The organism is Arthrobacter psychrolactophilus, assembly GCF_003219795.1.
In the GTDB taxonomy this organism is placed as follows: Bacteria; Actinomycetota; Actinomycetes; order Actinomycetales; family Micrococcaceae; genus Specibacter; species Specibacter psychrolactophilus.
Window position 1 is genome coordinate 1 of sequence record NZ_QJVC01000028.1, and the last position, 25,565, is coordinate 25,565.

At 61.7% G+C, this 25,565-nt stretch carries 23 protein-coding genes; 9 read left to right on the forward strand and 14 right to left on the reverse strand.

The genetic code is table 11. The annotated features are described in order from the left end of the window. Positions 1-100: 100 nt before the first annotated feature. The gene (locus CVS30_RS16885) at positions 101-364 is read right to left on the reverse strand and encodes a type II toxin-antitoxin system Phd/YefM family antitoxin (RefSeq protein ID WP_110486723.1); all 264 of its coding nucleotides are present in this window, start codon (positions 362-364) and stop codon (positions 101-103) included. A 904-nt stretch (positions 365-1,268) separates the two neighbouring features. Further along, positions 1,269-1,448, reverse strand: coding sequence for a hypothetical protein (locus CVS30_RS16890; RefSeq protein ID WP_110486724.1), 180 nt, complete (start codon positions 1,446-1,448; stop codon positions 1,269-1,271). 315 nt (positions 1,449-1,763) lie between these two features. Between CVS30_RS16890 and CVS30_RS16900 the strand changes: the two genes are divergently transcribed. Further along, on the forward strand, positions 1,764-2,828 hold the full coding sequence (locus CVS30_RS16900) for a DUF4232 domain-containing protein (RefSeq protein ID WP_181419851.1): 1,065 nt from the start codon (positions 1,764-1,766) through the stop codon (positions 2,826-2,828). Positions 2,829-3,144: 316 nt separating this feature from the next. Next, positions 3,145-3,786 (forward strand): GNAT family N-acetyltransferase, encoded by a 642-nt coding sequence (locus CVS30_RS16905; RefSeq protein ID WP_110486727.1) that lies wholly within the window; start codon positions 3,145-3,147, stop codon positions 3,784-3,786. 197 nt (positions 3,787-3,983) lie between these two features. On the opposite strand, the gene CVS30_RS16910 is transcribed toward CVS30_RS16905, so the two are convergent. Both CVS30_RS16910 and CVS30_RS16920 read right to left on the reverse strand, forming a co-directional pair. Next, entirely contained in the window at positions 3,984-5,204 is a 1,221-nt protein-coding gene (locus CVS30_RS16910; RefSeq protein ID WP_110486728.1) for an MFS transporter, read from the reverse strand. Positions 5,205-6,091: 887 nt separating this feature from the next. Beyond that, positions 6,092-6,913: an MBL fold metallo-hydrolase gene (locus tag CVS30_RS16920; protein WP_110486730.1), complete on the reverse strand. Its 822-nt coding sequence runs from the start codon at positions 6,911-6,913 to the stop codon at positions 6,092-6,094. A 777-nt stretch (positions 6,914-7,690) separates the two neighbouring features. Here CVS30_RS16920 and CVS30_RS16925 point away from each other — a divergent pair. Genes CVS30_RS16925 through CVS30_RS16935 form a run of 3 tightly spaced genes read left to right on the forward strand, consistent with a single transcriptional unit; the run spans position 7,691 to position 10,135 of the window. Beyond that, positions 7,691-8,623, forward strand: a complete 933-nt coding sequence (locus CVS30_RS16925; RefSeq protein WP_110486731.1) for an ABC transporter substrate-binding protein — start codon at positions 7,691-7,693, stop codon at positions 8,621-8,623. Between the two features lie 12 nt (positions 8,624-8,635). After that, a complete protein-coding gene (locus CVS30_RS16930; RefSeq protein ID WP_110486732.1) occupies positions 8,636-9,394 on the forward strand; it encodes an amino acid ABC transporter permease in 759 nt (252 codons plus the stop codon). Positions 9,395-9,397: 3 nt separating this feature from the next. Then, positions 9,398-10,135 (forward strand): amino acid ABC transporter ATP-binding protein, encoded by a 738-nt coding sequence (locus CVS30_RS16935; RefSeq protein WP_110486733.1) that lies wholly within the window; start codon positions 9,398-9,400, stop codon positions 10,133-10,135. 51 nt (positions 10,136-10,186) lie between these two features. Here CVS30_RS16935 and CVS30_RS16940 read toward each other — a convergent pair whose 3' ends face one another. The 9 genes from CVS30_RS16940 to hemE all read right to left on the reverse strand — a co-directional run bounded on the left by CVS30_RS16940 (position 10,187) and on the right by hemE (position 19,595). Further along, positions 10,187-10,735, reverse strand: coding sequence for an MOSC domain-containing protein (locus tag CVS30_RS16940; protein WP_181419852.1), 549 nt, complete (start codon positions 10,733-10,735; stop codon positions 10,187-10,189). Between the two features lie 55 nt (positions 10,736-10,790). Next, the gene (gene hemL / locus CVS30_RS16945; protein WP_110486734.1) at positions 10,791-12,098 is read right to left on the reverse strand and encodes a glutamate-1-semialdehyde 2,1-aminomutase; all 1,308 of its coding nucleotides are present in this window, start codon (positions 12,096-12,098) and stop codon (positions 10,791-10,793) included. Between the two features lie 42 nt (positions 12,099-12,140). Further along, positions 12,141-13,121, reverse strand: a complete 981-nt coding sequence (gene hemB, locus CVS30_RS16950) for a porphobilinogen synthase (RefSeq protein WP_110486735.1) — start codon at positions 13,119-13,121, stop codon at positions 12,141-12,143. Between the two features lie 15 nt (positions 13,122-13,136). Next, positions 13,137-14,048 (reverse strand): uroporphyrinogen-III synthase, encoded by a 912-nt coding sequence (locus CVS30_RS16955; protein ID WP_110486736.1) that lies wholly within the window; start codon positions 14,046-14,048, stop codon positions 13,137-13,139. Further along, complete coding sequence (gene hemC / locus CVS30_RS16960) at positions 14,048-15,028, reverse strand: hydroxymethylbilane synthase (RefSeq protein WP_110486737.1); 981 nt, start codon at positions 15,026-15,028, stop codon at positions 14,048-14,050. The genes CVS30_RS16955 and hemC overlap by 1 nt, the downstream gene beginning before the upstream one ends. A 17-nt stretch (positions 15,029-15,045) precedes the next feature. Next, positions 15,046-16,215 carry a ferrochelatase gene (locus CVS30_RS16965; RefSeq protein ID WP_110486738.1) on the reverse strand — a complete coding sequence of 390 codons (1,170 nt, stop codon included), beginning with the start codon at positions 16,213-16,215 and terminating at the stop codon, positions 15,046-15,048. Then, a complete protein-coding gene (gene hemQ, locus CVS30_RS16970; protein ID WP_110486739.1) occupies positions 16,212-16,907 on the reverse strand; it encodes a hydrogen peroxide-dependent heme synthase in 696 nt (231 codons plus the stop codon). The genes CVS30_RS16965 and hemQ overlap by 4 nt, the downstream gene beginning before the upstream one ends. 73 nt (positions 16,908-16,980) lie before the next feature. After that, entirely contained in the window at positions 16,981-18,492 is a 1,512-nt protein-coding gene (hemG, locus tag CVS30_RS16975; RefSeq protein ID WP_110486740.1) for a protoporphyrinogen oxidase, read from the reverse strand. Between the two features lie 47 nt (positions 18,493-18,539). Then, the gene (hemE, locus tag CVS30_RS16980; RefSeq protein ID WP_110486741.1) at positions 18,540-19,595 is read right to left on the reverse strand and encodes a uroporphyrinogen decarboxylase; all 1,056 of its coding nucleotides are present in this window, start codon (positions 19,593-19,595) and stop codon (positions 18,540-18,542) included. A 163-nt stretch (positions 19,596-19,758) separates the two neighbouring features. Here hemE and CVS30_RS16985 point away from each other — a divergent pair, with 163 nt between their 5' ends. Further along, on the forward strand, positions 19,759-21,111 hold the full coding sequence (locus CVS30_RS16985) for a glutamyl-tRNA reductase (protein WP_110486742.1): 1,353 nt from the start codon (positions 19,759-19,761) through the stop codon (positions 21,109-21,111). Positions 21,112-21,229: 118 nt separating this feature from the next. After that, entirely contained in the window at positions 21,230-22,315 is a 1,086-nt protein-coding gene (locus CVS30_RS16990; RefSeq protein ID WP_110486743.1) for a hypothetical protein, read from the forward strand. Here CVS30_RS16990 and moeB read toward each other — a convergent pair. Continuing rightward, positions 22,312-23,499 (reverse strand): molybdopterin-synthase adenylyltransferase MoeB, encoded by a 1,188-nt coding sequence (gene moeB, locus CVS30_RS16995; protein WP_110486744.1) that lies wholly within the window; start codon positions 23,497-23,499, stop codon positions 22,312-22,314. The genes CVS30_RS16990 and moeB overlap by 4 nt on opposite strands. A gap of 334 nt (positions 23,500-23,833) precedes the next feature. Between moeB and CVS30_RS17000 the strand changes: the two genes are divergently transcribed. Further along, positions 23,834-24,817 (forward strand): methionine ABC transporter ATP-binding protein, encoded by a 984-nt coding sequence (locus CVS30_RS17000; protein WP_110486745.1) that lies wholly within the window; start codon positions 23,834-23,836, stop codon positions 24,815-24,817. Next, entirely contained in the window at positions 24,811-25,512 is a 702-nt protein-coding gene (locus CVS30_RS17005; RefSeq protein WP_110486746.1) for a methionine ABC transporter permease, read from the forward strand. Before CVS30_RS17000 ends, CVS30_RS17005 begins: the two co-directional genes overlap by 7 nt. The last annotated feature ends 53 nt before the right edge of the window (positions 25,513-25,565 follow it).

Here is a 25,565-nt window from a genome sequence, read left to right on the forward strand (position 1 = left end):
TTTCCTGGTTCTCGCCCTACGCGATCGAGCCGATTTGCTCTGTCACCGTGGTACCGCTCCAGCCTGACACGTAGGGTTGTGAGTTCAATGCGGTAGGAACTCACGCATCTAATTCAGCAAGCAGTTCATTCGGGCTGACTCGGCCTCCGTCATCAACCAACTTGGCGGCTCGGTATCCGGCGACGTCTGGGAGCATTTCCAGTCGCTCCAGCAGCTCAAAATCCTCGGTTCCAAGGAGTTCAGCCGCAGGCTTGCCATTCTTGGTAATCTCCACTCGTTCAATTCCATAGCTGGCACGGCCCACTGCATCGGCGAGGCCATCGCGAAGTGCCCGTATCGTGACAGCTGAGGTAATCGTATTCATGTCCCCGAAATAGCCCTTGCGTAAGCATTTGCCTCAATGTACTTTCGGGCAAAAGGTCGCACACAAAGGTTGTCCGCGTTTCGCAAGGAACGCTGCTTGGGATAGTGCAAAGTTGGCCAAAACAGGTCGTCGTTTGCTGGGCGTCCCGTGGTGATGCCAAGGCTCTCAGTTTGAGAGTTACGGGACAGTGGCCAACTTTGAAGACCTCCACGGGATGCCAGGGGATCTCATCGGACCCGTGCAGGGCTCGTAGCGGCGGCACAGCGGGTCACCCATTTTCAGTTGGCGGCTGCTAGGTTGACGTATTCCGGGATCATGAGTCCGGCGGTAGATAGCCGAGCCAACGATCACTTGTCGGCTTGGTCACGTGGCTTCAGCGCCAACTTTCGCAAACGCCAAGCCCGCTGCACATCGTGCCACGGAGGAACCGTTTGCGGAGCAAAAATGACCACCAATACTGACTTGCTAGTGTGTGTCGTCGCTTGCGGCGACGTAACGACCCCCTGGTGTGACACTCAGGCTGTCGAAACCGGAAACGTCGACTTCAGTTTGTTTCACGTTTGTCCGTTCCTCAGGGGCCCGATGAGGATACGAAGTCGGGCACGGGTTCCAAGTTCCAAAGGGAACGGAACATTCCCTGCAAAATCATCCCTCGGTAGCGTGCTTTGTCCTTCACCGTCTGCAAGGTTAGAAGAATGAGCCCTTTTTTACCTACTTCCCCTTTGCGTCGGCATTTCCTGGTTGTTCCATGCCTGCTTGCGTCTTCTCGGTCGCAAGCAAGCAAAGTACACCGCTTGGCTACTACTGGCGGGCCTCCCCGGCGGCGGGATGATGGAGGCAATGTTCTATGTGGAGTGTCTCCTCCTCTGGGGTGTTGCCGGCTTCGCTGAGATCATCCTCGTCCTCATCTCTTCCTCAAGGACTGACAATCACAGCCGATGAAGCCGTGTGCCACGATCATCAGTGTTGTTGCCGATGACATTATCTGCCCCGGTTCAACTTCCAGCAGCGAGATGATCACGTAGTCCAAGTTGCCCACTTCTAAGGAAATGAGCCACCTCCCTGGAGGCGTTTCATCGCTCATGAAACTCTTTCATTCTCAATACTCGTCCACACAGCCCCGTTGCTACCGTAGCCGGAACACTTTGCGGGACGCTTAGCGAGATGGGCTTCATAAACGTGATCACCTGAGCTGACTGGCAGCTTCAGGTTGTAAACAATCTCGATGAACACGAGTTCACCACTCGATGAGAAAGTCCGGCTGGACGCCAAGAACTCACTGACGCGGTAGGAAGAAACTGTGATGAGAAGCAAACCATGTCCCCTTGTCCCCCTTAGGAAAGTACTCATATGGGCGGTTGCCCTATTCGTGCTTTTGGGTCTCGTCGTCGGTTGGGCTGTGGATCGCGCAACGAATCGCGGCGATCTACCACTGGGGATTGCAGCGTCGGGAAACACCGTCCTCAGTGAGATTGCAGGAGTCTTTGAAGAGCAGCTTTCTGGTTTTCAGGTGAGCTACACGCCGGTATTTGCCGACTATCTCGCGGCGGTTCGACCTACGTCTCTGAATAGTGAGGATTGGCCCAAGGCCGACTATGCCCTCTTTCATGTTCCGCTCACTTATGAATCCGATGCCAAAGCCGTCGGCATCGTGGTGTGGGTTGACGAACCGGGAACCACGGCCGATCTGGCAACGCTTTGCGCGGAGGTTAGCGTGGATCGTGCTGGGGCACGGATCAACTTGCAGGAGATGGGCTGCCCGCAAAACGTGCCGTCCGAACCAGGGCAGACCGACGCGCCTCAGAAAAGAGCTGTGATGCTGAATTTACCTGTAAAGATTCAAAGCGGCCTGATGACGGGGCAGCCCGCGAAGCGTGGCATGACCATGGCAGGGGTCCTCCCAGCGAATCCGGCCCGAGCCGTGGGACGGTGCTCCGCGAATGATCTGGATGCAACCTTTGACTCGGGCAACGCCGTAGGGAGTATGGATGCCTACATCGTGCGAGTGCAAAATGTTTCGGTAGAACCGTGTGAGCTGTCGGAATTGACCGGTCTCGAAATCAATCAAGGCCCGGAAACCGTTCGTCCACCATGGACACAGGATAGCTCCACCGTGACGCTGCAACCACGGGAGTCTGCAACGACGGCCATTTCCTACCGGCCCGATGACACCGCAGCTGGACACCAGATCATCACTCTGCACCTGGCAGACGGCGATGTGATGGTGGGAGCGCCCGCCGGCCGCTCTGGAAGGGTGCTTGCGGTTTCGAAGTCAACCCAAATCCACGCGACACCATGGGAAGTTGTTGGGTACGGCGTAGGTGTTGGAACATGGGAGAACGGGTACACCTCTGTAGACGTCGCACCTGTTTGCCAGCCCCAGCAACTTGCTGTGACCACGCCCGACCGATGGGCTCATCGTCAGAGCAGGACAAGCCAGCCGAGCTCCCGTATCGCCTGTTAAACCTCAGCACCGGCACTTGCCGCATTGATGCGGGCAGCTTTGTTGGCCTCTTTGGTGTACCACCGTTAGATGTTGCATCCATGGTCGTGCTGCAGCCGGGAACCGCCGTAGATTTGGAGGTCGAAGGCGGGGCCCCGAATCTTTCCGGCACATTGGTCGTTGACGGAGTTCAGATAAACGCCAGCATTAAATGAGCGGATTCGCGCTACTGACACCCTATTGGGGAACGTCCTGCGGGACGGTGGTGGCAGTTGGCCGGCGGTTTCTCGGGAGCCTCAACGTGAGCCAGTGAACTCTACCGTGCCATACTGGCGAAGTGCTCAACGATTACTGGCCTCTCGCCCAATTGAAGCTTGCAACCAAGCGTTTAGAACTTCGTGTTCCAAACGATGACGAGTTATCCGAACTCGCTCAGGTTGCGGCCATCGGTGTGCATGAGCCTGGTCAGCAGCCTTTCTTGACACCCTGGACGGATCTTCCTCCTCGTGAACGGGCACTCTACGTGATGCAGCAGCACTGGAGCCGCCGGGGTATGTGGTGTGCGGAGGATTGGGCATTGGAAATGGGCGTATTTCATGCGGACCAGCCGGTAGGCATGGTCACGTTGAAGGCGCGCAATTTCTCTGTACTGCGTGAAGTAAAAACCGAGTCGTGGCTTGGGCTTGAATTTCACCGGCAGGGCATTGGTACTGAGGCTCGGACAGCCTTGCTGAGTTTTGCTTTTGAGAGACTGGGAGCCGTGACCGCGCTGACCGAGGTGTTCCAGGACAACGTTGGTTCGCAAGGCGTCTCGCGTAGGCTCGGCTATCGTCCCGATGGCACCTCGCGGGACGTGCTCGCCGGGCGGGTTGTAGTCTCCGACCGGCTGCGCCTCGATGTTTCAGATTGGGCCACGCCCGATCCCACGGATCTGACAGTGACCGGTCTTGCGGAAGCTCTTCCGTTCTTCAGTGCTTAGGAAAAACACGGAGAGACGACGCCCGCAGGTGGAGCGGTCTTACTGTGACGCTACAGAAGTCTCATCCAGTCACCCCCCAGCGGCGGCCGACTGGCCTTCCCTCGTGCATGGAAAGTACGACGTCGGGAGCCCGCCTTCGCGCTGAAAGGTGAGCTCCCGACGTCGTACTTTGGAAAAGGGGATATGAACGGGCCGAGTCAGCTGGAAATGGAGTCCAATTCGGGAGCTGGCTTTCTGGGCTTCGGTTTGGCGGCCGAGGTTAGCAGGGATGCGAGCGTCACGACCACGAGAACCAGAATCATGGCGCCCCGCAGGCCGAATTCCTCGCCCAGGAAACCCAACAGGGGCGGGCCCACAAGGAAGGCAATGTAGCCGGCGGTGGCGACAGCGGCCACCGACGAGGTCGGATCGTCGCTGTCGGCCGCTGCGGACAAGGTCACCGGGAAGCCCAGGGCGGCGCCCACGCCCCAGAGCAGAACTGCGACGCCGGCGACGAGCGGGCTGTCGGAGAAGACGACGAGCGCAATGCCGGCGGCGGAGATGAGCGTGCTGGCGCGCAGCACGGTGGCGTTGCCGAATTTCTTCAGCAGCGGCGCCCCCAGGAAACGCCCGACAGTCATGGCCGCCGCGAATCCTGCGAAGATCGCTGAGCCGAGTGTGGGCGAGAGTCCGTGACCGTCAACCATGAGCAGGGGCAGCCAGTCCATAGCCGAACCTTCCGCCAGTGCCAACGCGAGAATGATCATGCCCAGCATCAGCAGCCGCGGTTCACGCCAAGCTGCGAGCCAAGACTTCCGGGGATTATGCGTCTTGGCTTCCCCGGACTGTCGGGCAACCCGGCCCGTCTCCGGGGAGACGAAGCGAGTCAAGCAGCCCAGCACACCGGCGGCGAGCAGGGCAACAAAAATGAGCTGCCAGGTGACGGAGAAATTGATGGCCGTCAAGATGATGCCGGAGACGGCACCAATCACCGTGCCAAGGCTGAAACAACCATGCAGGGCCGGCAGAATAGATTTCCCCGACAACGTCTCCAACGCCGCGCCCTCGATGTTGATGGCGATTTCCGAGACACCGATGCCGAAGCCCACCAACGCCAGTCCGGCAAAGACCCCTGCAAAGGCGGAGAGACCTGCGAAGACGCCGATCATGGCGACGCCTGCGATGAAGCTGGAGCCGCCGACAGCCACTGTAAGGCGCACGCCGTGCCAGCGGACAACGGCGGCCGAGGACAGCACACCGCTCATCGAGCCGACCGACAATCCCAGCAGCACCAACCCCATTTCGGCGGTCGATGCCACGAGCAGATCCCGCACCGCCGGGGTCCGCACAACCCACGAGGACATGCCGATGCCGAACATCAGCATGAAGGCGAAAATGGCAATGCGGCGCCGGCGGAAATCCGCGAGGGTATTAGTCATGTGTAGAATTTTATGCCGTTATTGAGTGATCGCTTCGCAGGAGCATCTTGGCAGTACCAAGGTCACGGCATGTCAACCAACGTCCCGTTCAAGGTCCCGATGAGGGCCGCACGCACAGGTGCTCTTCATTGGTTAGCCATGACGTGGTTATAGCGGAGTGTGGTCCGCTACGAGTTGACGTTGAGTGTGGGCAGCATCGCACCTCTAAACATGACTCGCCCGCCCCCTGGAAACTCTGCTGAACACCGCAGACCTCTGGCCAAAGACGAGGCCAACAACATCGTTGCGCAAATCGAAGACGCTATTCATGGGCACTGGGCGGAGGCTGCGGACTTCGGAATGCTGCCTATCGCCGACAGGCGCCTCCTGTGGGGGCGGCAGTTTCTCAATCCCGGCACCCTCTACGGATTACGCAATCGGTGAAGTTCGACCATAGGTAATGTCCCCAAGTTGATTGTTTTGATCGGCATTCAGGAACCGTCGGCATTCCGCCCGCTCAGGGATCTTAGTGCCCGAGCGACGCCGAGATCTGTCCAACCAATATCTGACAGCGCCGCTCTGCCCTAACGCATTCTCTCCATCCCGCCCACTGAAGGTGGGGTTATGAAACACGTGGTTTTCCCCGGGCAAATGCACTGATTGGTGCGATGCTGACGAGCAAGACATTTCCGTCACCCGACAACACAGGCCACCATCGCGCCCGTAGACTCCAGCCTGACCGGCCATGGCCACGAGCTGAGTGCACTACTCGTTCCTCTCGCCATCTGGTCGTTCAGAGCGCAACGGCCTCATCAGCAGGCAGGGCTCAACAGCGACCAGACCCAAAACTGCGAGTCGGCATGCTCGCACCGCTAGCACTCGCCGGCGAGTGCCCGTAGGGCGAAACGTCACTCAACGGATAGCTGCGAGAAACCTCGCTCGAGGGCCGAGCGTAACATCCACTCCGGCCAAGGAAGTCGAACCGTGGCCAATGTTTCCTCGATGCTCATTCCTGCTGTCCAGGCATCACGAATTGCCGTTGTCACGGCGTTCAAAGCTGCCGCCTGCCGGGTCGCGAACTCGCGGTCAACCACGCTCCCATGACCTGGAACGATGACATCTGTCGGTTCCACATGGAGCAAAAGCTCCTCCAGTGCTTTTGGCCAGTCCAGTGGCCAGCTACCTGAACCGAACATAGGTGGTCCAGATTCTTCGATCACATCACCGAGCATCCAGATTCTCGCGTCGGGCACGAATACGGCCAGATCCGTATCGGTGTGTCCTCTAGTGATCGGCAGACACTTGATTTCACGCCCACCGGCGGTGAATGTCGTTGCTTGAGTAATTAGGACGGACGGCGGGGTCAAGACGACCTTTTCCCAATCCTTATCGGCATCACGAGTGTGGCCCGCGCACCAGGCGTGCAGTCGCGGACCTTCGAATGCATCATAATGAGCGGGAATCCGGTGGTGACCGATAATCGGAACGCCAAGTGCTGCAAACATGGAATTGCCGAAGCTGTGATCGTAATGAGCATGAGTATTGATGGCGCCGACGATCGGGACGCTGAAGCGTTTCGTCAAATCAGTGACGATATCGTGTGCCTCAGTCAGAGAGCCTCCGGTGTCGACAACTGTCACTCCCGCCGGTCCGACAATCGCCGCCACGTTCACATCATCAGAGCCAAACTGCTTCACAAAAATGCCCGATGCTACTTCTTCCCACGTCATGCCCCGATAGTACGCCGACCGGCAAGATTAATCTGAGGCGGATCGGCAGGGAAAGAGATAATCGCTTGCCGCAGTATAGTTCCCCTGCGGGACAGTGATGCAGCGCAGTAGGCCGTCCACGCCATGGTCCGGCGGTCGATACACGACCAGCCTACAGACATGGGCGAGCAGCATCACCGGTTGGCCGCGGCACTTCTGGCCTCTGCAACTTTCCTAGGTCATGTCTGCGCTCCAACGATGCTGCCCCCGCGTAAGGAAAAATGGGCACAATCCCATATATCCCGAGATAAAGCCCGGGGCCCGAGCCCTAAGCGGGACATGATTTGAAGGCGTTCAGGCGTGATCTAGTCACGGTCTAGTGACCCAGTAGTACTGAGGCAGATCCTGCTCATGGTCCATGCGTCGTGGGAATAATCCACTTCAGCTGAGACGGGACAGGCACCGCCCTAAAGTTCATTAAGATATGAGTTAAATCACATTAAGAATTACCTACACTTGCGCTTTCATAGGCGCTTCAGTCGTGCGGACGCAACTACCTCCACCCATCCGGGGCGAGTGCTGGAACGCCTCAGATTGCAGTATCTTTGGCAAAACACGTATTTTTACGCGCATAAGTTCAGATCTGCCACATTTACCAAGCGGATGACATAATTTAGTTTTGCTGGTTGAGTTCTGATATGAAGCTCCTGTGAGTTTCGCCCTAAGCTCCCGCACTATGTCTCTTCCCTCCCGCGCCGTTCCGTCGGGCTGGGCAACTGCAATGAAAGCGAATGTTTGATGAAGAAATCTGCCCTTAAGTGGCTCACGACCGTTCCGGTCGCCGTTGCCTTGGCCTTCTCGCTCGCCGCATGCGGCGGCACCACAGATGCCACCAGCTCCGGTGAGCCCACGGATGCCCTCGCAGGAAGCGATCAGGTTTCGCTGGACAAGTACACAACCGCCGATGTCACTGCCTTGGATAAGATCAAGGTCGATGAACTGGGCCTGATCGTTCCCGGCACCATCACGGTCGGCACCCTCTCCGATGCCCCGCCGAACATCTTCATCGACAAGGACGGCAAGTTCACCGGTTACGACAATGAGCTGCTCCGCGCCATGGGTGAGAAGCTGGGCCTGAAGGTTGAGTTCAAGTCCACTGACTTCTCAGCCCTGCTGTCCCAGGTTCAGAACAAGCAGTTCGACGTCGGATCCTCCTCGATCTCCACGACCGACAAGCGCCGCGAGACCGTTGGCTTCACCAACGGTTACGACTTCGGTTACATGGCCGTTGTTGCCAAAACCGATTCAGCGGTCAAGGGCTTTGCTAACTTGAGCGCCAGCACCCGCATCGCCGTGGTTCAGGGCACCGTGCAGGATGACTACGTCACCAACACCCTCAAGCTGGAGCCGGTTCGCTTCTCCGACTACAACACGGCCTACGCCAACTTGAAGAACGGTCAGGTTGACGCCTGGGTTGCTCCTTCACAGCAGGCAACCGGTCAGGTCAAGGACGGCGACGGCACCGTCATCGCCGAGTCCGTGGTCAACACTCAGAACTTCACCGCTTACGCCGTGAACTCAGAGAACAAGGCACTCATCGACGCACTGAACTCCGCACTGGACGCCGTGATCACCGATGGCACCTGGGCCAAGTTGACCAAGGAATGGTACCCGACCCGCGAGACTCCGGCAGACTGGACCCCCGGGTCCAAGGCTGCAAAGATCTCCTAAGGCAAGCACTATATGGATGCATTCCAGCAGTTCCTTAAAACATTCTTTGACTGGCAGGCCATGGGGGAAGTTATCCCCAGCATGCTCACCGTCGGCTTGCCCAACACGCTGATCCTTGCCATCTCCTCGGGCATCCTAGGTTCCCTGCTTGGCCTAGTTTTGGCCATCATGGGTATCTCGAGAAACCCGATCCCGCGGTGGATTGCCCGGATTTACACGGATATCCTCCGCGGTCTTCCGGCGATCTTGGTGATTGTGATTATCGGGATTGGGCTCGGCCCGATCCTGCGCCAGACCATGGGCATCACCAACCCGTTCCCCTTGGGAATCTTTGCGTTGACGTTGATGGCTGCCGCCTACATGGGTGAGATTTTCCGTTCGGGCATTCAAAGTGTTGACAAGGGACAGCTGGAGGCATCCCGGGCCTTGGGTTTCAGCTACGGCTCGGCCATGCTCCTCGTGGTCATTCCGCAGGGTATTCGCCGGGTTCTTCCGGCCTTGGTCAATCAGCTGATTCACCTCATCAAGGACTCCTCGTTGATTTACATGCTCGGGTTGCTTGCCAGCCAGCGTGAAATCTACCGTGTGGGTAATGATGCGGCCGCGAACTCCGGCAATATGTCGCCCTTGATCGCCGCCGGTCTGCTGTACCTGTGCATGACCATCCCGCTCACCCACTTGGTCAACTTCATTGACAAGCGGATGCGTGAGGGTCGGGCACCAAAAATTGAACCGGACGAAGCTGCTGCCGTCGTCGGAAAGGGTGCCTAAATCATGAGCGACTTTAATTCAGGATCCCTGACCGCGAGCAACATTCACCTGGCCTTCGGCAACAACAAGGTTCTGCGTGGCATCGATCTGCACGTCCCGCAGGGCACCACGGCCTCGGTCATTGGCCCCTCGGGTTCGGGTAAGTCAACGCTGCTGCGCGTCATGAACCGGTTGATCGAACCCGATCAGGGTGACATCCAGCTCGATGGCCGCTCCGTCTTACAGGACAACCCGGACGAACTCCGCCGCCGCATCGGCATGGTGTTCCAGCAGTTCAACCTGTTCCCGCACAAGACTGTCGTCGACAATGTCTCGCTGGCGCTCCACAAGATCAAGAAGCTCCCCAAGGACCAGGCACGTGCCAAGGCCATGGAGCAGCTCGAACTCGTGGGTCTGGCGCACAAGGCCGACGCACGTCCCGGAAACCTCTCCGGCGGGCAGCAGCAGCGTGTGGCGATTGCCCGTGCGCTGGCCATGGAGCCCGAGGTGATGTTCTTTGACGAGGCCACCTCGGCGCTTGACCCCGAACTCGTCAAGGGCGTCTTGGCGCTCATGACGGATCTGGCCAAGGGCGGCATGACCATGGTTGTTGTCACCCACGAGATGGGCTTCTCCCGCAACGTCTCCGACACCGTGACCTTCATGGACGCCGGCGTCGTGGTAGAAACCGGATCTCCGGATCAGCTGTTCAGCGAGCCGAAGACCGAGCGCCTGAAGGGCTTCCTCTCGGACGTGCTCTAGCCATTAAGCCAGCGACCCCGCAACTCTTTTGAGTTGCGGGGTCGCTGTGTTTTAAACCCTTTCCAGGGCCTCATGCGGTTCGTCAGGAAGTACGACGGCGATGCCCTCACCAGGGCGGATGGTGCCACCGTGGTGCACCACAGCCATGATCCCGGCACGCCTCACGAGCGTCCCGCCGTCGTCATAGCCCACGAGTTCCTTCAGGAGGCCCGGTTGGAAGTCCTCGATCTGGGCGCAAGGATTGCGCAGGCCCGTCACCTCAACAACCGCCTCGGAACCCAGATGTAATAAGGTGCCCCGCGGCAGACTCAGAAGGTCCAGGCCCTCCGTGGTGACGTTCTCGCCCAACTCCCCCGGGGCTACCGAGAAACCACGCTGTGCCAGCCAGTCAAAGAGCTCTTGGTGCATCAGGTGCACCTGACGCAGGTTCGGCGCCGTGGGGTCGGCCCGCACCCGCGAGCGGTGCTGGACTGTCACGCCGGAATGCGCGTCCCCGGCAACGCCGCGTCCGGCCACGAGCTCAATCGTGTCCACGCTTTGCTTACTGAAGCGATGCGTCGTGTCGAGGTGGACGGAGGAGATCTTCGCAAATGACTTCACAGTGCGAGTCTAAACATGACCTCAGGGCCCCTGTCTAGACCCGCGGCTTGAACCGTTAGGCTTTGACGGCTGCGGCAGCCTTGGCCGCTGCGGGCAGGGCCTCGAAGATGCGGTTCATGGCCGCGTCGTCGTGCGCTGCGGAGAGGAACCAGGCCTCGAAGACGCTCGGCGGCAGGTACACGCCGGAGTCCAGCATGGAGTGGAAGAACGGCGCGTAGCGGAAGACTTCCTGGCCCTGAGCGTCGTCGTAGTTGTGAACACCGGACACCGAGGTACCAAAGGCCACCGAGAACAAGCTGCCGGCGCGCTGGATCGAGTGGTCAACACCCTCAGCAGACAGCGCGGAGGTCAGGGCCGCGGACAGTTCCAGCGAGCGGGCATCCACCGTGGCGTAGACGGCCGAGGTGGCGGCCGTCAGCGTGGCCACACCGGCGGCCATGGCGACCGGGTTACCCGACAACGTTCCGGCCTGGTAGACCGGGCCCAAGGGAGCCAAATAGTCCATGACCTCGGCGCGGCCGCCGAGGGCCGCCGTCGGAAGTCCACCACCGATGACCTTGCCGAAGGTGAACAGGTCCGGGGTCCAGCCTTCGGAGGCGCCCGTGAGGCCCCAGTAGCCGGCCGCGCCAACACGGAATCCGGTCAGGACCTCGTCGAGGATCAGCAGGGCGCCGTGGGCGGCGGTGATGCGGGACAGCCCGGCGTTGAAGCCTTCGCCGGGGGTGACAACACCCATGTTGGCCGGTGCGGCCTCGGTGATGACGGCGGCGATGCGGTCACCGTGCGTGGCAAAGGCAGCCTCGACGGCGGCGAGGTCATTGTAGGGCAAGACCAGGGTCTCGGCAGCCGTAGCCGCGGTGACGCCGGCAGAACCGGGCAGTGCCAGGGTGGCTAGGCCCGAACCGGCGGCAGCCAGCAGGGAGTCGAGGTGGCCGTGGTAGCAGCCGGCAAACTTGATGATCAGATCCCGGCCCGTGAAGCCGCGAGCCAACCGCACGGCCGTCATGGTGGCCTCGGTGCCCGTGGACACCATGCGCAGACGCTCGACGCCGGACACGCGCCCCTGGACCAAGGCAGCCAGTTCGCTTTCGGCCGGGGTGGAGGCGCCAAAGCTCAGCCCGTGGTCTACGGCTGCGTGCACGGCGGCCAGGACGTCGGGATGCGCGTGACCCACAAGAGCCGGTCCCCAGGAGCAGACCAGGTCAACGTAGTCGCGGCCGTCGGCGTCGGTGAGGTAGGCGCCCTTGGCGTTGACCATGAAGCGCGGAGTGCCGCCCACCGACCCAAAGGCGCGCACGGGCGAGTTCACCCCACCGGGCATGAGGGTCTTGGCGCGGTCAAAAAGTTCCTGCGAGCTGGTCATGAAAAGTCCTTGGCTAAAGGGGATCTGAAAGGGAAGTAAGCGTTAGTTTTCGCGGAGCCAGCCGGCCAGTTCGGCCGCCCAGTACGTCAAGATCATGGTGGCACCGGCGCGCTTGATGCTCAACACCGATTCCTCGATGGCTGCGCGGCGGTTGATCCAACCATTTGCGGCGGCTGCCTCGATCATGGCGTACTCGCCGGAGATTTGGTAGGCCGCCACCGGGACGGGGCTCATCGCGGCCACATCTGCCAGAATGTCGAGGTAGCTCATGGCGGGCTTCACCATGACGATGTCGGCGCCTTCCGCGAGGTCCAGTTCCACCTCGAGCAGGGCCTCGGTGCGGTTGCCGGGATCCATTTGGTACGTGCGGCGATCGCCCTGCAGCTGGGAATCAACGGCTTCACGGAACGGGCCGTAAAACGCGGAGGCGTACTTGGCGGCGTAGGCCAAAACGGAGACGGTGGAGAATCCGGCAGAATCCAGTGCCTCGCGAATCACGGCCACCTGCCCATCCATCATGCCCGAGGGCGCCACAATATGGGCACCCGCGGCGGCCTGGGCCACAGCCATTCTGGCGTAGATCTCCAAGGTAGCGTCGTTGTCGACCTGACCGGCGGAGTCCAGCACGCCACAGTGGCCGTGGTCGGTGAATTCGTCCAGGCAGAGATCGCTCATGATGACGAGCTCATCGCCCACGGCGGCACGGACGTCCCGGATGGCCTTGTTCAGCACACCGAAGGGATCTGTTCCCGCCGATCCTGTTGCATCGCGCTCGGCCGGAATTCCGAACAGCATGATGCCGCCGAGCCCCAGCGCAACGGCCTCGCGGGCCGCCTCAACGAGCGACGCCGTCGTATGCTGCACCACGCCGGGCATCGAGGTGATGGGTTTGGGTTCGCTCAGGTCCTCACGGATGAAGACCGGCAGGATCAGATCGGCCGGCGCCACGGAGTATTCGCTGACCAACCGGCGCATGGCGATGGTAGTGCGCAGACGGCGCGGACGGTGATGGGGGAAACTCATGCTGACTCCGTTTTCTTACTGCTGGTGAATGTGTGTGCGGGCACGGAGCAACGCTGCCACGATGCCCTCAGGTGTTGGGTGCTCGGCGGTGGCGGCCATGGTCATGCCCAGCCGCTGCGCCTCGCTCCTCGTTGGTTGGCCAATCGCCACTAGTAGGCAATCTTGCGGCAGTGGCGCCATGGTTTCGGCGACACGGCGGGCGGCGCTTCCGGAGGCGAGCACGACGGCGTTAATCGCTCCCGCGTGAATCTCCTGTGCCGCCTCGGTAGGGGTCAGGATGGGAAACTCACGGTGATCGGATGAGTCCAGACCCCGCTCCGGAGCCCTCGACTCCAGCGTGGCCGTCAACCGCAACTCGGGATCTGCTGGGTAGTTGACGGTTTTGTAGGCCGTGACGATCTCCGGCGCCCACCCCTTGGCGGTGATGCCGTCCACCAGGGTTGCTTCTGCGAGGTTTGACTGTGGCAAGAGCACTCGAGAGGGTCCGCCGTCGCCCGGATCAATATCCGGCCACAGCTCCACGAGTCCGGCGGCCGATTGCAGATCAATCGGTGCGAGCTCCGCGTGGATGCCCTCGGCCGCGAGAACGGCGAGCGAGGTGGGGCCGATAGTGGCTACGCTGGTGGCAGCCGGAATCAGCTCCGCGAGCGTGGTTCCCGCGGCCTGGCAGGCCTGCTTCAACGCCCGCACCGTGGTGATGGAGCTGATGACAAGCCAGCGGTACTCCCCCGCAGCCAGCCGTCCCAGAGCCTCTGAGACTTCCTGTGGCTCGGAAATCTCAAAGTCGATGACGGGCACCATGACTGGTTCAGCCCCGGCAGCCGTCAAAGCGTTGATCAAGCCACCTGCTCGATCAACGCTCCGCGTCACGGCCACGCGCAGACCGGCAAGAGAGGCGTTGCTCTCAACCGGCGGGATGAACGTCATTACGCCGGGCCGGCCAACTCGGCCAGGTCTGCGGCGCCGCCGGCGAGCAGTTCCTCGGCCAGTTCGATGCCCAGCAGTGTTGCCCCCACGGAGGTGAGACCGTCGGTGGCTTTCTTCAGGCGCAGGGACCGTTTTCCATCAAGGGAGCAGACAACAGTTTCCAGGTACAACATGGAACCCTTGCGGTGCGCTAGCGCTCCGACAGGGGCGCTGCAGCCAGCTTCCAGCCTAGCCAGGAGGGCGCGCTCGGCCGTGACGGCCAGACGCGTGTCCTGATCGTCAACGGCCGAGAGCGACTGACCCAAAACCGTTGTGAGGTCCGTATCTGCCGTGCGGCATTCTAGGGCGAGTGCCCCCTGGCCGGGTGCCGGGAGCATGATCTCCGAGGACAGGAACTCGGTGACGGTGTCCAGACGGTCGATCCGGCCCAGCCCCGAGGCGGCCAGGACGACGGCGTCAAGGTCAGCAACCTTGCCGGGAACCGGAGCAGCCTCGGGGTTTCCGGGCAGGCCGGGAACCCGGGCCAGCCGGGTGTCCACATTGCCGCGGATATCCACGATCGTAAGATCCGGGCGGGCCGCGAGGAGCTGGGCTGCACGCCGGGGTGAGCCTGTACCGACCGTTGCACCCTCGGGTAGTTCGTTCAGAGTCAACCCATCGCGGGCGCACAGCGCGTCGCGGGCGTCGGCCCGGACGGGGATCGCTCCCAGCGTCAACCCGGGGACCGCCGTCGTGGGCAAATCCTTGAGCGAATGCACGGCGACGTCAACGCCACCGTTGAGGAGCGTGTCACGCAGGGCGGCGGCGAAAACGCCCGTGCCACCCATTTGAGACAGGGGTCCGGTGAGGATGTCACCCTCGGTTTTGACCGGCACGATCTCGGCGGTAAAGCCGCCAATAACGCTGAGCTTTTCCGTAATTTGTCCGGTCTGACTGAGAGCCAGCTTGCTCCCGCGCGTTCCAATTTTCACACTTGTCATTGTTCCAGCCATGGAAATTAAGAACCAACCTTGGTGGAAGCGGAGAGGAGGCCAACGGTGCTACCGACCTCAGAAATGACGGGCTTTTCGCCACGGAAATTGGCGCAGCAACCGGGGTTGCACACGTCGAACCACGGGCCCAGCTTCGTCATGGCGGGGCGTTCCTCGATATGGTTCTCAATCGTGCGTTCGCAGATCAAGTCCACGAGGCCGCTCACAAACTTCTCGTGCGTTCCCGGAGTGGGCGAACGGTCAAAGGCCAGGCCCAGCTCGGCGCACGTTTCGGCTGCCTCGGTGTCAAGATCCCAGCGGACCTCCATGTGATCGCTGACAAATCCCAGCGGCACCACAACAACACCCTTGGTGCCGGCCGCAGCCCGCTCCGCCAGGGCATCGTTAATGTCCGGTTCCAGCCACGGCACGTGCGGGGCGCCGGAACGTGACTGGTACACCAGCGACCATTCCTGGGCCGGGTCGACGGCTGCCATGATGGCTTCCGCTGCCGCGAGGTGCTGGGCCACGTAGGCGGAGTTCTCGGTGAATTCGCGCAGTTCCAGCTCGGAGTGCCCGGAGGCTTCCGCGTCCCGGGTGGGGATGGAGTGCGTCGCAAACATGACGTGGATCGGGGCCTCGGGGGTTCCGGCCTCGGCCAACAAGGCACGAACCTTGACCAGGGATGCGGCCGTGCCCTCGATGAAGGGCTCCACAAAACCGGGGTGGTCGAAGTACTGGCGCACCTTGTCCACGGCCAGCTTTCCATCCAGGCCGGTCTCGGTCAGGGCCATGCCGATATCCTCGCGGTACTGGCGGCAGCTCGAGTAGGAGGAGTAGGCGCTGGTAGTGACCATCAAGAGTCGGCGGTGTCCGGCGTCGTAGGCTTCCTGCAAAACGGCGGGAATGTAAGGATCCCAGTTCCGGTTGCCCCACAGCACGGGCAGCTCAATGTCGCGGGCGGCCAGTTCGGCTTCAAGAGCAGCCTTGAGCGCACGGTTTTGGGCGTTGATGGGGCTGATGCCACCATTCTTGCGGTAGTGATGGCTGACCTCTTCGAGGCGCTCATCGGGGATACCGCGGCCACGCGTCACGTTGCGCAGGAAGGGAATGACATCGTCTTGGCCCTCGGGGCCGCCAAAGGAGGCCAGGAGAATCGCGTCGTACTCTGCCGGGGCAGAAACCGGGGCGCTCATCGGAGAACCTCGGCAACCTCGGCGGTGGCTACGCGGCGGCCCGTGTAGAAGGGAACTTCTTCGCGCACGTGCAGGCGGGCATCGGAGTACCGCAGGCTGCGCATCATGTCGACGAGGTCAACCAGGTCATCGGCTTCGAGCCCCAGCAGCCATTCCCAGTCACCTAGGGCAAAGGCGGAGACGGTGTTGGCCTGAACCTGCGGGAATTCCCGGCCCAGCATGCCGTGTTCGCGCAGCATGCGGGAGCGGTCCTCGGCGGGCAGGATGTACCAGTCGTAGGAGCGCACGAACGGGTAGACGCAGACCCAGCCCTTGGGCTCGTTGGGGCCCATGTAGCTCGGCGCGTGGGACTTGGCGAACTCCGCCTCGCGGTGCACGCCCATGGCGGACCAGGCGATCTCGGTGGCGGCGAACAATTCCGTGCGGCGGATGCTGCGTACGGCCTTCTGCAGGCCTTCTGCGTCCGCTCCGACGAGCCACACCATGATGTCGGCGTCGTTGCGCATGGCGGAGACATCGTAGGCTCCGCGCAAGGTGATGCTCTCCGCAGCCAAAGAGGCGACGAGCTCATCAAATTCTGCGATGGCGGCATCCGCGCCGATGAAGGATCCGGTCCGCTTGAAGACGGTCCACAAGGTGAACGGGGTCTCACTGGGGGTTTTGGTGACAGATTCTGCGTTTGTGTGGCTCATGTTTCAAGTTTGCACCCCATCAACCCGAAAGCTTAAATCAGCGTTCTCTACATTGCGTAGAAAGTGCGCAAGGTCACACTTTAGCTGACGACTCGATGAGGGCCTTCATGGTGCGCTGCGTTCCAGCCACCACGGCGGCCAGGCCATTGCCGCTGAGCCAGCCACCCGTCAGGGCCAGCCCGGGGACCTCGCTGGCGAGCGCCTGGACCTGTGCCATCTTCGCCTGATGTCCGACGGCGGCAAACGGCAAGGCGCCCCGCCAGCGGACAATGTCCGAGCCGAGGAGGTCCGCCTCGGTGATCTCTAGGCCCAGCAGGGTTGAGGCGTCAGCCAGGGCTGTGGGCACCAGATCTTCCTCGGTGGGTGTTGCCGCGCTCAGCCGCACGGCGTCGGAGGCCTTGACGCCGGCCCTTCCGTAGGACAGTCGCAGCACGTGCGTGCCGGGACCTGTGGAATCGGCCAACCAGGCCCACTTCGAGGTGGCGTGTGTGAGCGCCTTGGCCTTGATGCCGGGCACACCGGGGGCCACGAGGATCCCCGTGCCGCGTGGGGCCGAATCCAGCTCTGGCACATCCACGACAAGGGTCACGAGACGTATGTCCGGACCCGTCGCGGGCGCGAAGGGACGAAGTTGCGGGAGTTCGGCGCCCAGCAAGGTGACGGCCGTGGGGCCATCTGTGGCGACAACCAAAACCTGAGCCGTGGCGACCCCGCGCTCTGTGCCATGCTCCCAGTCGAGCTGCCAGGGCAAGGAGGTGGCGCCGTCGTGCTTGCCGGCAGCGAGCTCCTCACCGCGGTAAATAGCCTTGATGCGATGGCTCGTATGGAGCTCCACGCCCGCCGCAACGAGCGCCTTGACGAGGGCCGTCACGAGGGTGTGCATGCCGCCCACGAGACCACCAACGGCCGAGCCGGGCTTGCTGCCGCCGGCACGCTGGGCCGCGACGGCCGCCGCGAGGGAGCCGTGTTCGCGAATTCCCGCGCGCAGGCCCGGGGCCACCATGTCAACGTCGAGGAGTTCCGGATCGGCCGAGTGGACGCCACCCACAACGGGGGCCACGAGCCGCTCCAAGACCCGCTTACCCATGCGGGCCCTGACAAGATCGGCCACACTCGAGACGGCCTCGGTGGTGCCGATCGTGGCGGGCATCTTGGCATCTAGTGCGGCCCGCAGCACTCCGGAGGCGCCCAAGGCGGCACGCACCTCGGGGGCATTGAGGTCCGAGGGGATGCCCAAAACACCCGTACGCGGCAGCGGCACGGGGCCATCCGGGAGCCACACCCAGGCACCCGCAGGATTGGGTGTGACGATGTTCGCGGCAAGGCCCAGCTCCTGAGCCAGATCCGCCACGGCGGTACTGCGCGTCGCAAACGACTCCGCGCCACCGTCCAGCACCACCCCGGCCACCTCGTGGCTGGAGAAGCAACCACCGAGGGTAGCCGCGGCCTCGTACAGGGACACCTGGAAACCGGCTGCCTGAAGTTCCTTGGCGGCCAGCAGCCCTGAGACTCCTCCGCCAACAACAACAGCCCGTTCCCGAACTGGGTGGCTGTGCGACTTCGCTGCGTGCTTACGGTGTTCCATGGTGTCCCCTTTGCGACTGGAGCTATCTGGTGGTGGTGCGGCGTGCTTTAGATCGAGTGGATGAGCTCCACCAGGCGCGTCAGGATCGCCGGATCCGTTTCCGGGGGCACTCCATGACCCAAGTTCACCACATGAGACGGTGCGGATGCTCCCGCGGCCACTACCTCGCGAACATGTGCCTCGAGGACCTCCCACGGCGCGTTGAGCAGGGCGGGGTCGATATTGCCCTGCAGCGGCACCGTGCCACCGAGGCGGCGGTTGGCCTCATCCAGGGGCAGGCGGTAATCGACGCCCATGACGTCAACACCCACTCCGTACATGGCCGGCAAGAGTTCGCTCGTGCCCGTGCCGAAGTGGATCAGCGGCACGCCCAGGTCGCGGACATGGTCCAAAGCCCTGACCGACGCCGGAGCAACATGTTCGCTGTAATCGGCAAGCCCCAGCGAACCAGCCCAGGAGTCGAACAGCTGGGCCGCGCTGGCGCCGGCTTCGATCTGGGCGCGCAGGAATTTACCCGATGCGTCTGCGGCCCAATTCATGAGCGCCGCCCAGAGTTCCGGTTCGGCGTGCATCATGGTGCGCGGGCCGAGGTGGTCGCGGGACGGCTTGCCCTCGACCATGTAGGCGGCCACCGTGAAGGGCGCCCCGGCAAAGCCAATCAGCGGGGTGCTACCTAATTCGGCGACCGTCAGGGCAACAGCCTGGCGGATCGGTTCGAGCGCCTCATCGGTGAGCTCGGGCAGATTGGCAATGTCCTCGGCCGTACGGATCGGCTTGTCCAACACCGGACCAACACCGGGAACGATATCCACGCCGACGCCGGCCAGCTTGAGCGGGATCACGATATCGGAGAAGAAAATAGCCGCGTCGACGTCGTGGCGACGGACGGGCTGCAGCGTGATCTCGGCAGCCATTTCCGGCTTGAGGCAGGACTCCAGCATGGTGGTGCCTACGCGAAGTTCTCGGTATTCAGGCAGTGAACGGCCAGCCTGGCGCATGAACCAGACGGGTCGGCGGCTGGGGGTGCCGCCCCGGTAAGCCGTGATCAGAGGGGAATTTGCGGTGCGGCCATCCATCAGGGGGTGGCTGGGGCTCAGTGTCATGGCACCACCCTACAGAGCCAATCTGAAGTTCTTTTGTGCACAATCTGTCACCGTAGTAAGGCATGGCACCGCGGCAGAGGTAAGGAGCATCACAGATTCTTGGTGACGCTTTTGCCCTTCCTGTCCGCAAACCCTCAGCTTAGGGGTCTACCATAGTGAAATTGTGGTCGTCTTTTCGCTTGTTGCCTCTCATTCATCCATTGATCTGGAAACCGTTGCCCGCCTTAGTGCCGGTGCCGCGGCTATCAGTGCTGACGTTATTGAGAAGGACAACGCCGTGGCCGGCATGGTCACGCTTGCAACGTGCAACCGCTTTGAGCTCTATGTTCATGCCCGTAGTAGCGACGATGTTGAGGCGGCACGCAGCTCCCTCATCGAGGCGGTCAGTCAGCATTCGGGCCTGAGCGAACCTCAAGTTTCCCAGGCACTGAACACCCTGCATTCCGACGCCGTCCCCCGCCACCTCTTCGCGGTCAGCACGGGCTTGGAATCCGCCGTCGTGGGGGAACGTGAGATTGCCGGGCAGGTCCGCCGCGCCTTGAGCACGGCACAGGAGCAAGGCGTCACCTCCCCTCCCTTGGTTCGTCTCTTTCAGGCTGCAGCCAAGACGGCCAAGGACGTTGGCGCACAGACCGCCCTGGGCCGCCGCGGCATGTCGATCGTCTCGGTAGCCCTAGACCTCGCCTCCGATCTCCAAGACGCCGCATCACTTTCCGGCGGCGTGTCGCCCATCGCCGCATCACTTCCCGGCTCCCTCAAGGGCAAAGCAGCAGTCCTCTTCGGCACGGGCGCTTACGCCGGCGCCGCCATGGCCCAACTACTGCAGCGTGGCTGCACCGACATTTCGGTGTACTCCGCATCGGGTCGTGCCGAGACCTTCGTGGCCTCTCGTGGCGGAACCGCCCTCGATGAGACCACGCTGCCCGCAGCCGTCACCAAGGCGTCGTTACTAGTGGGTTGCAGCGGCTCCGACCATCAGCTCACGCAGGCCGATCTGGCCGCCATGCGGGCAGGCTCGACGCAGCAACTGACAGCCATCGACCTGGCCCTGACACATGACTTTGCCCCTGATATCGCCGATCTTCCGGGCGTTGATCTGCTGACGCTGGAGACTGTGCGGCAGGCTGCCCCGGCCGAGCAGGAGTCAACGTTGGCGGAAGCCTCGGCCATGGTCGCCGAGGCCACGGCCAACTTTGAGCAGTCCCAGAATTCGCGTTCCCTTGACCACGCCATCGTGGCGCTGCGCCGGCACACCATGGCCGTCCTGGACACCGAAATCGCCAAGGTGCGCAAGCAGCACGGCTGTTCCGCGGCCGCCGATCAGGTGGAGTTTGCCATGCGTCGCATGGTCAAGCAGTTGCTGCACACCCCCACGGTTCGGGCCAAGGAAATTGCCGCCGCCGGTGACGCGGAAAGCTACCTGGCCGCACTGGATGTTTTGTACGGGCTGAAGATTTCACCGGAGACCATCAGCACCGCCATCACGAGCCGTATCGAAGGCGAAACCGCGGTCTAAGCAGTTTCGCGGGGTCATTTGCACCGGCAAAAAATCTGCTCTCCGCTCTTCACGAAGGTATGACTCAGATGCTACATTCGATGGAGTTATTAGTCGTCGAACCGGCCAGGAGTTGGCAATGCAACGCAACCAGAACACTCATCCCACCGCGAAAACCACACAGCATCCCACTCGCCGCACCGTGGTCAATGCCGCAGCATGGGCGGCTCCCGTCATTACCTTGGCCGTCGCCGCACCTCAAGCATCCGCCAGCACACCCTTCGCCTATGACGCCGAGGCTTTTGGCCTACAAAGGGGTAGCACCTCCCGTCTTTTCACCGCAGATCTCACGGGAGTTTATTCGGTCATCGACCCGGGCGGATTCTTCATCCTCAACCATGGCACCGAGGCCATCCCGGCGGGAACTGCAGCAAGCCTCACCTATGACAATCGAGTCTTCCGCCCCACAACCTTTGAGGCTCGCATGGGCGATGTCTCGGTTCCCATCACTCCTTCAGCGCCGGTCGTCGCCGGAAACTCTTCAACGGTTTCCTTCACCATCCCCTTGGAGATTCAACCCAATAGCTCCTACACCGACCCCGCAGCCGTGGCCATCCTGACTCATACCGCGTTACTTAACGCCTATCCCAACGATGCGATCGATGACTTTGTACCGACCCGGCACATCATCATTCTCGACGATGCCAATCCGGGTAACAATGAGCTCGGCCCATGGGGCGCCTCCGCGATTACGCCGGCCGCTCCGTGGGGTGTCGATATCGAGCGCACATGGGCGCCCTACAGCTGGAATGGCGGTAGCTGCAACGCCGAATTTGTTGCGAGCGCCACGATGACCAGCGTCGGGCCGAATCCCACGCTCGCATCCGACCAGGTCATGGTCGCCTATGACTACCGAATTACCTCGGCCGTAACGGCCACGAATGTGACGCTCAACGGGGTTTCGGCACCGGGGCTACTCACACCAGACACCCAGACATATTCCGGTTACACACTTTTCAATGTCAATCAGGCCCTCGCCGTCGGCGATGTCTTGGCCGCCACGTTCGACTACGTCCAGATTCCCAACCCCGGTTCGCTGAGCGATATCAACCGCATCGGCTTGCAGTGGTGGCCCGTCGATCACCTCAATGACGGCAACGATCGGGCGCCTGACACCGTGGAGGAGATGTACCGAAGCAACGCCTCCTGCTCCCTTGTAGGCTAGTGCCCGGACTGAGCCCACGCGTCAATCCCACCTGCAAGATGGACGACGTCGTCATAACCTTCTGCGGTCAGGCTCGCTAATGCTTGGGCCGAGCGGGTGCCGGCCTTGCAGTGCAGAATCAACGGCACCCCGCGCGGCACCTGGGCTAGGGCCGAACCGTCGCGAATCCCGGCCAGGGGAATCAGCACCGAGCCAGGAATCCGGGCGATCTCAAACTCCACAGGCTCGCGCACGTCGATTAAGACAAAGTCCTCCTCGCCTCGCTCTCGGCGAGCCAAGCGTTCGGCGAGCTGCTCCGCGGAGATGAGCTCGTCGTCGTGCTCCTGGGTCCCGGCCGGCGCGAAACCGCAGAAGATCTCGTAGTCGACGAGTTCGGTGATGGGCGGGGCCGCGGGGTCTTTGGCGATGCGAATTTCACGCCAGCGGGCCGAGAGGGCGTCAAAGATCAGGAGGCGACCCAAAAGCGTCTGGCCGATTCCCGTGATGAGTTTGACGGCTTCCGTGACCATCATGGCGCCAATCGAGGCGCACAACATACCAAATACGCCGCCCTCCGCGCAGGACGGAACAGAGCCGGGAGCCGGAGGTTCGGGGTACAGATCGCGGTAGTTGGGGCCGAACTTGTCCCAAAAAACGCTGACTTGGCCATCGAAACGCAGGATGGATCCCCACACATACGGCTTGCCGAGCAGGGCTGCCGCATCGTTGACGAGGTAGCGGGTGGCGAAGTTGTCGGCGCCGTCCAAGATGATGTCGTAATCGGCGAAGAGCTCCAGCGCATTGCTCGAATCCAAGCGCACGGGGTGCAGCACCACCTGTACGCCAGGATTGAGCTCAACAATTGATTCCCGGGCAGATTCCAGCTTGCTTCGACCAATATCCCCCACACCGTGGATGACCTGGCGCTGCAAGTTACTTAGCTCAACTGTGTCATCATCGACGATGCCGAGCGTGCCCACCCCGGCGGCCGCTAAGTACAGGAGGGCGGGAGATCCGAGACCGCCGGCGCCAATGACCAACACCTTGGCGTTGCGCAGGCGCCGCTGTCCCTCGAGGCCAATATCAGGGATCAAGGCATGGCGTGAGTAACGCTCCAATTCCTCATGCGCCAACGGCGGACCGGGCGCAACAAGAGGCGGTAGTGCGGGAGCCTTCGGGGCAAGTGGCTGGATCAAGGAAACCATAACTATAAATCTAGGGCGCGCCCGCTCCAGTGGCCAGCCCGTCGCCACAGGGGCTCACATTAGCCGCCCACCTCAGAGGGAATATGTGACTACCGTCTCACTTTGAATGGATATGCGCGGTGGCGTTGATTATCCCGCCATAACCGGCTTTGGTGGCCTCGCTCACGACGATGCCCGGTATTTACATGAACGAAGTACCGCTTTTATGCCCCAAAAGCGGCAATTATTCTAATTTCTCCTCAACCCCACCTCTTTGGAAGAATTTTATGCGGTCCACACGGCCTGTGTGATTCATCAATTCAGTGCCGGAACTATCAGCGGAGACAGGAGCACCATGATTTCAGTTGACCGGATCAGCAAGAGCTATGGTTCGGGGGAAAATGTTGTTCACGCACTCGACAATGTCTCCCTGAACATCGCCAAGGGCGAGATTTTCGGCGTCGTCGGTCAAAGCGGCGCTGGCAAGAGTACCTTGATCAGAACCATCAATTCCTTGGAACGCCCCGACAGCGGCACGGTGACCGTCGACGGCCAGAACATGAATCTGCTGCAGGGCGCCCAGCTACGCTCGGCACGCCACAATATCGGCATGATTTTCCAGCACTTTAACCTGCTGAGCAGCCGCACGGTCCAGTCCAATGTGGAGCTTTCCCTCGAGATCACCGGCATGGACCGCGGCGCCCGACGCAAGCGCGCCGCTGAGATCCTGGACCTCGTGGGACTTTCGGGCAAGGCCACCGCCTACCCCGCACAGCTCTCTGGCGGCCAAAAGCAGCGTGTTGGCATTGCCCGTGCCCTGGCGTCCAAGCCGTCCGTGCTCCTCAGTGACGAGGCCACCTCCGCACTGGACCCCGAGACGACCCAGCAGATTCTGGATCTCATCCGCCAGCTCAGCCGGGAACTGGGCCTGACCGTCCTGCTGATCACGCACGAGATGGACGTTGTGAAGCGCATCTGCGATTCCGCCGCCGTCATGAGTCAGGGTCGAATCCTCGAGCAGGGCACCGTCGAGGGCTTGCTGACCACCGAGAAGTCCCTGCTGGGTCAGGCGCTGTTCCCGCTCGGCGAAATCCCGCTGAACGGGAACACCATCATCGAGATCACCTTCAACGGTGTCACGACGGACCGCCCCGTCATTGCACAGCTGGCCCGTACGTACAACATCGATGTGGGCATTCTCGGTGCCGCCATCGAAACTGTCCATGGCCATCAAACAGGCCGAACCCGGCTGGAGCTGCCCGGCTCCGCAGAAACCGTCGCGGCGGCCATAGCCGATCTGCGCGGTCAAGGACTCTTCGTGGAGGTTATCGGATGCTAGATCGCAATGACCCGTCCTTTTGGTCTGATCTTTTCCAGACCATCCTCCAAGGTGCCGGCGAAACCTTGTACACGGTGGGCTTCAGCCTGCTGTTCACCGTCATCTTCGGCCTTGCCGCCGGTGTTGTGCTCGTCACGACGGAAACTGGCGGGCTCCTCGCGAAGCCCTTCGGCAGCCGGACCCTGGGCATCGTCATCAACAAGCTGTTGGATCTGCTCGTCAATGTGGGCCGCTCCATCCCCTTCATCATCTTGATGATCTTGCTGATTCCCTTCACCCGGATGCTCGTGGGCTCCTTCATCGGCCCGACGGCGGCCATCGTCCCGCTGACGATTGCCGGAATCCCCTTCTTCGCCCGGCTTGTGGAGATCGGCATCCGTGAGGTGCCCGTGGGGCTCATCGAGGCGGCCGAATCGTTGGGCGCAACGCGCTGGACGATCCTGGCCAAGGTCATGGTGGCCGAGGCGGTTCCCGCCCTCGCCCTGGGCCTGTCTACGACAATTGTGGGTCTCATCGGCTACTCGGCCATGGTTGGCGCCGTGGGTGGTGGTGGGCTGGGAGATGTGGCCTTCCGCTACGGCTACCAGCGTTATAGCCCCGAATACATGTTTGCCGTGGTCATCCTCTTGATCGTCTTTGTCCAGCTCTTCCAGTCGCTAGGCAATTTTGCCGCCCGGCGACTCTCACACCGCTAAATACCGTTCCTCAGCTGGTCCTACGGCGGATTGCTCCGCCCCTGCAGCTACCC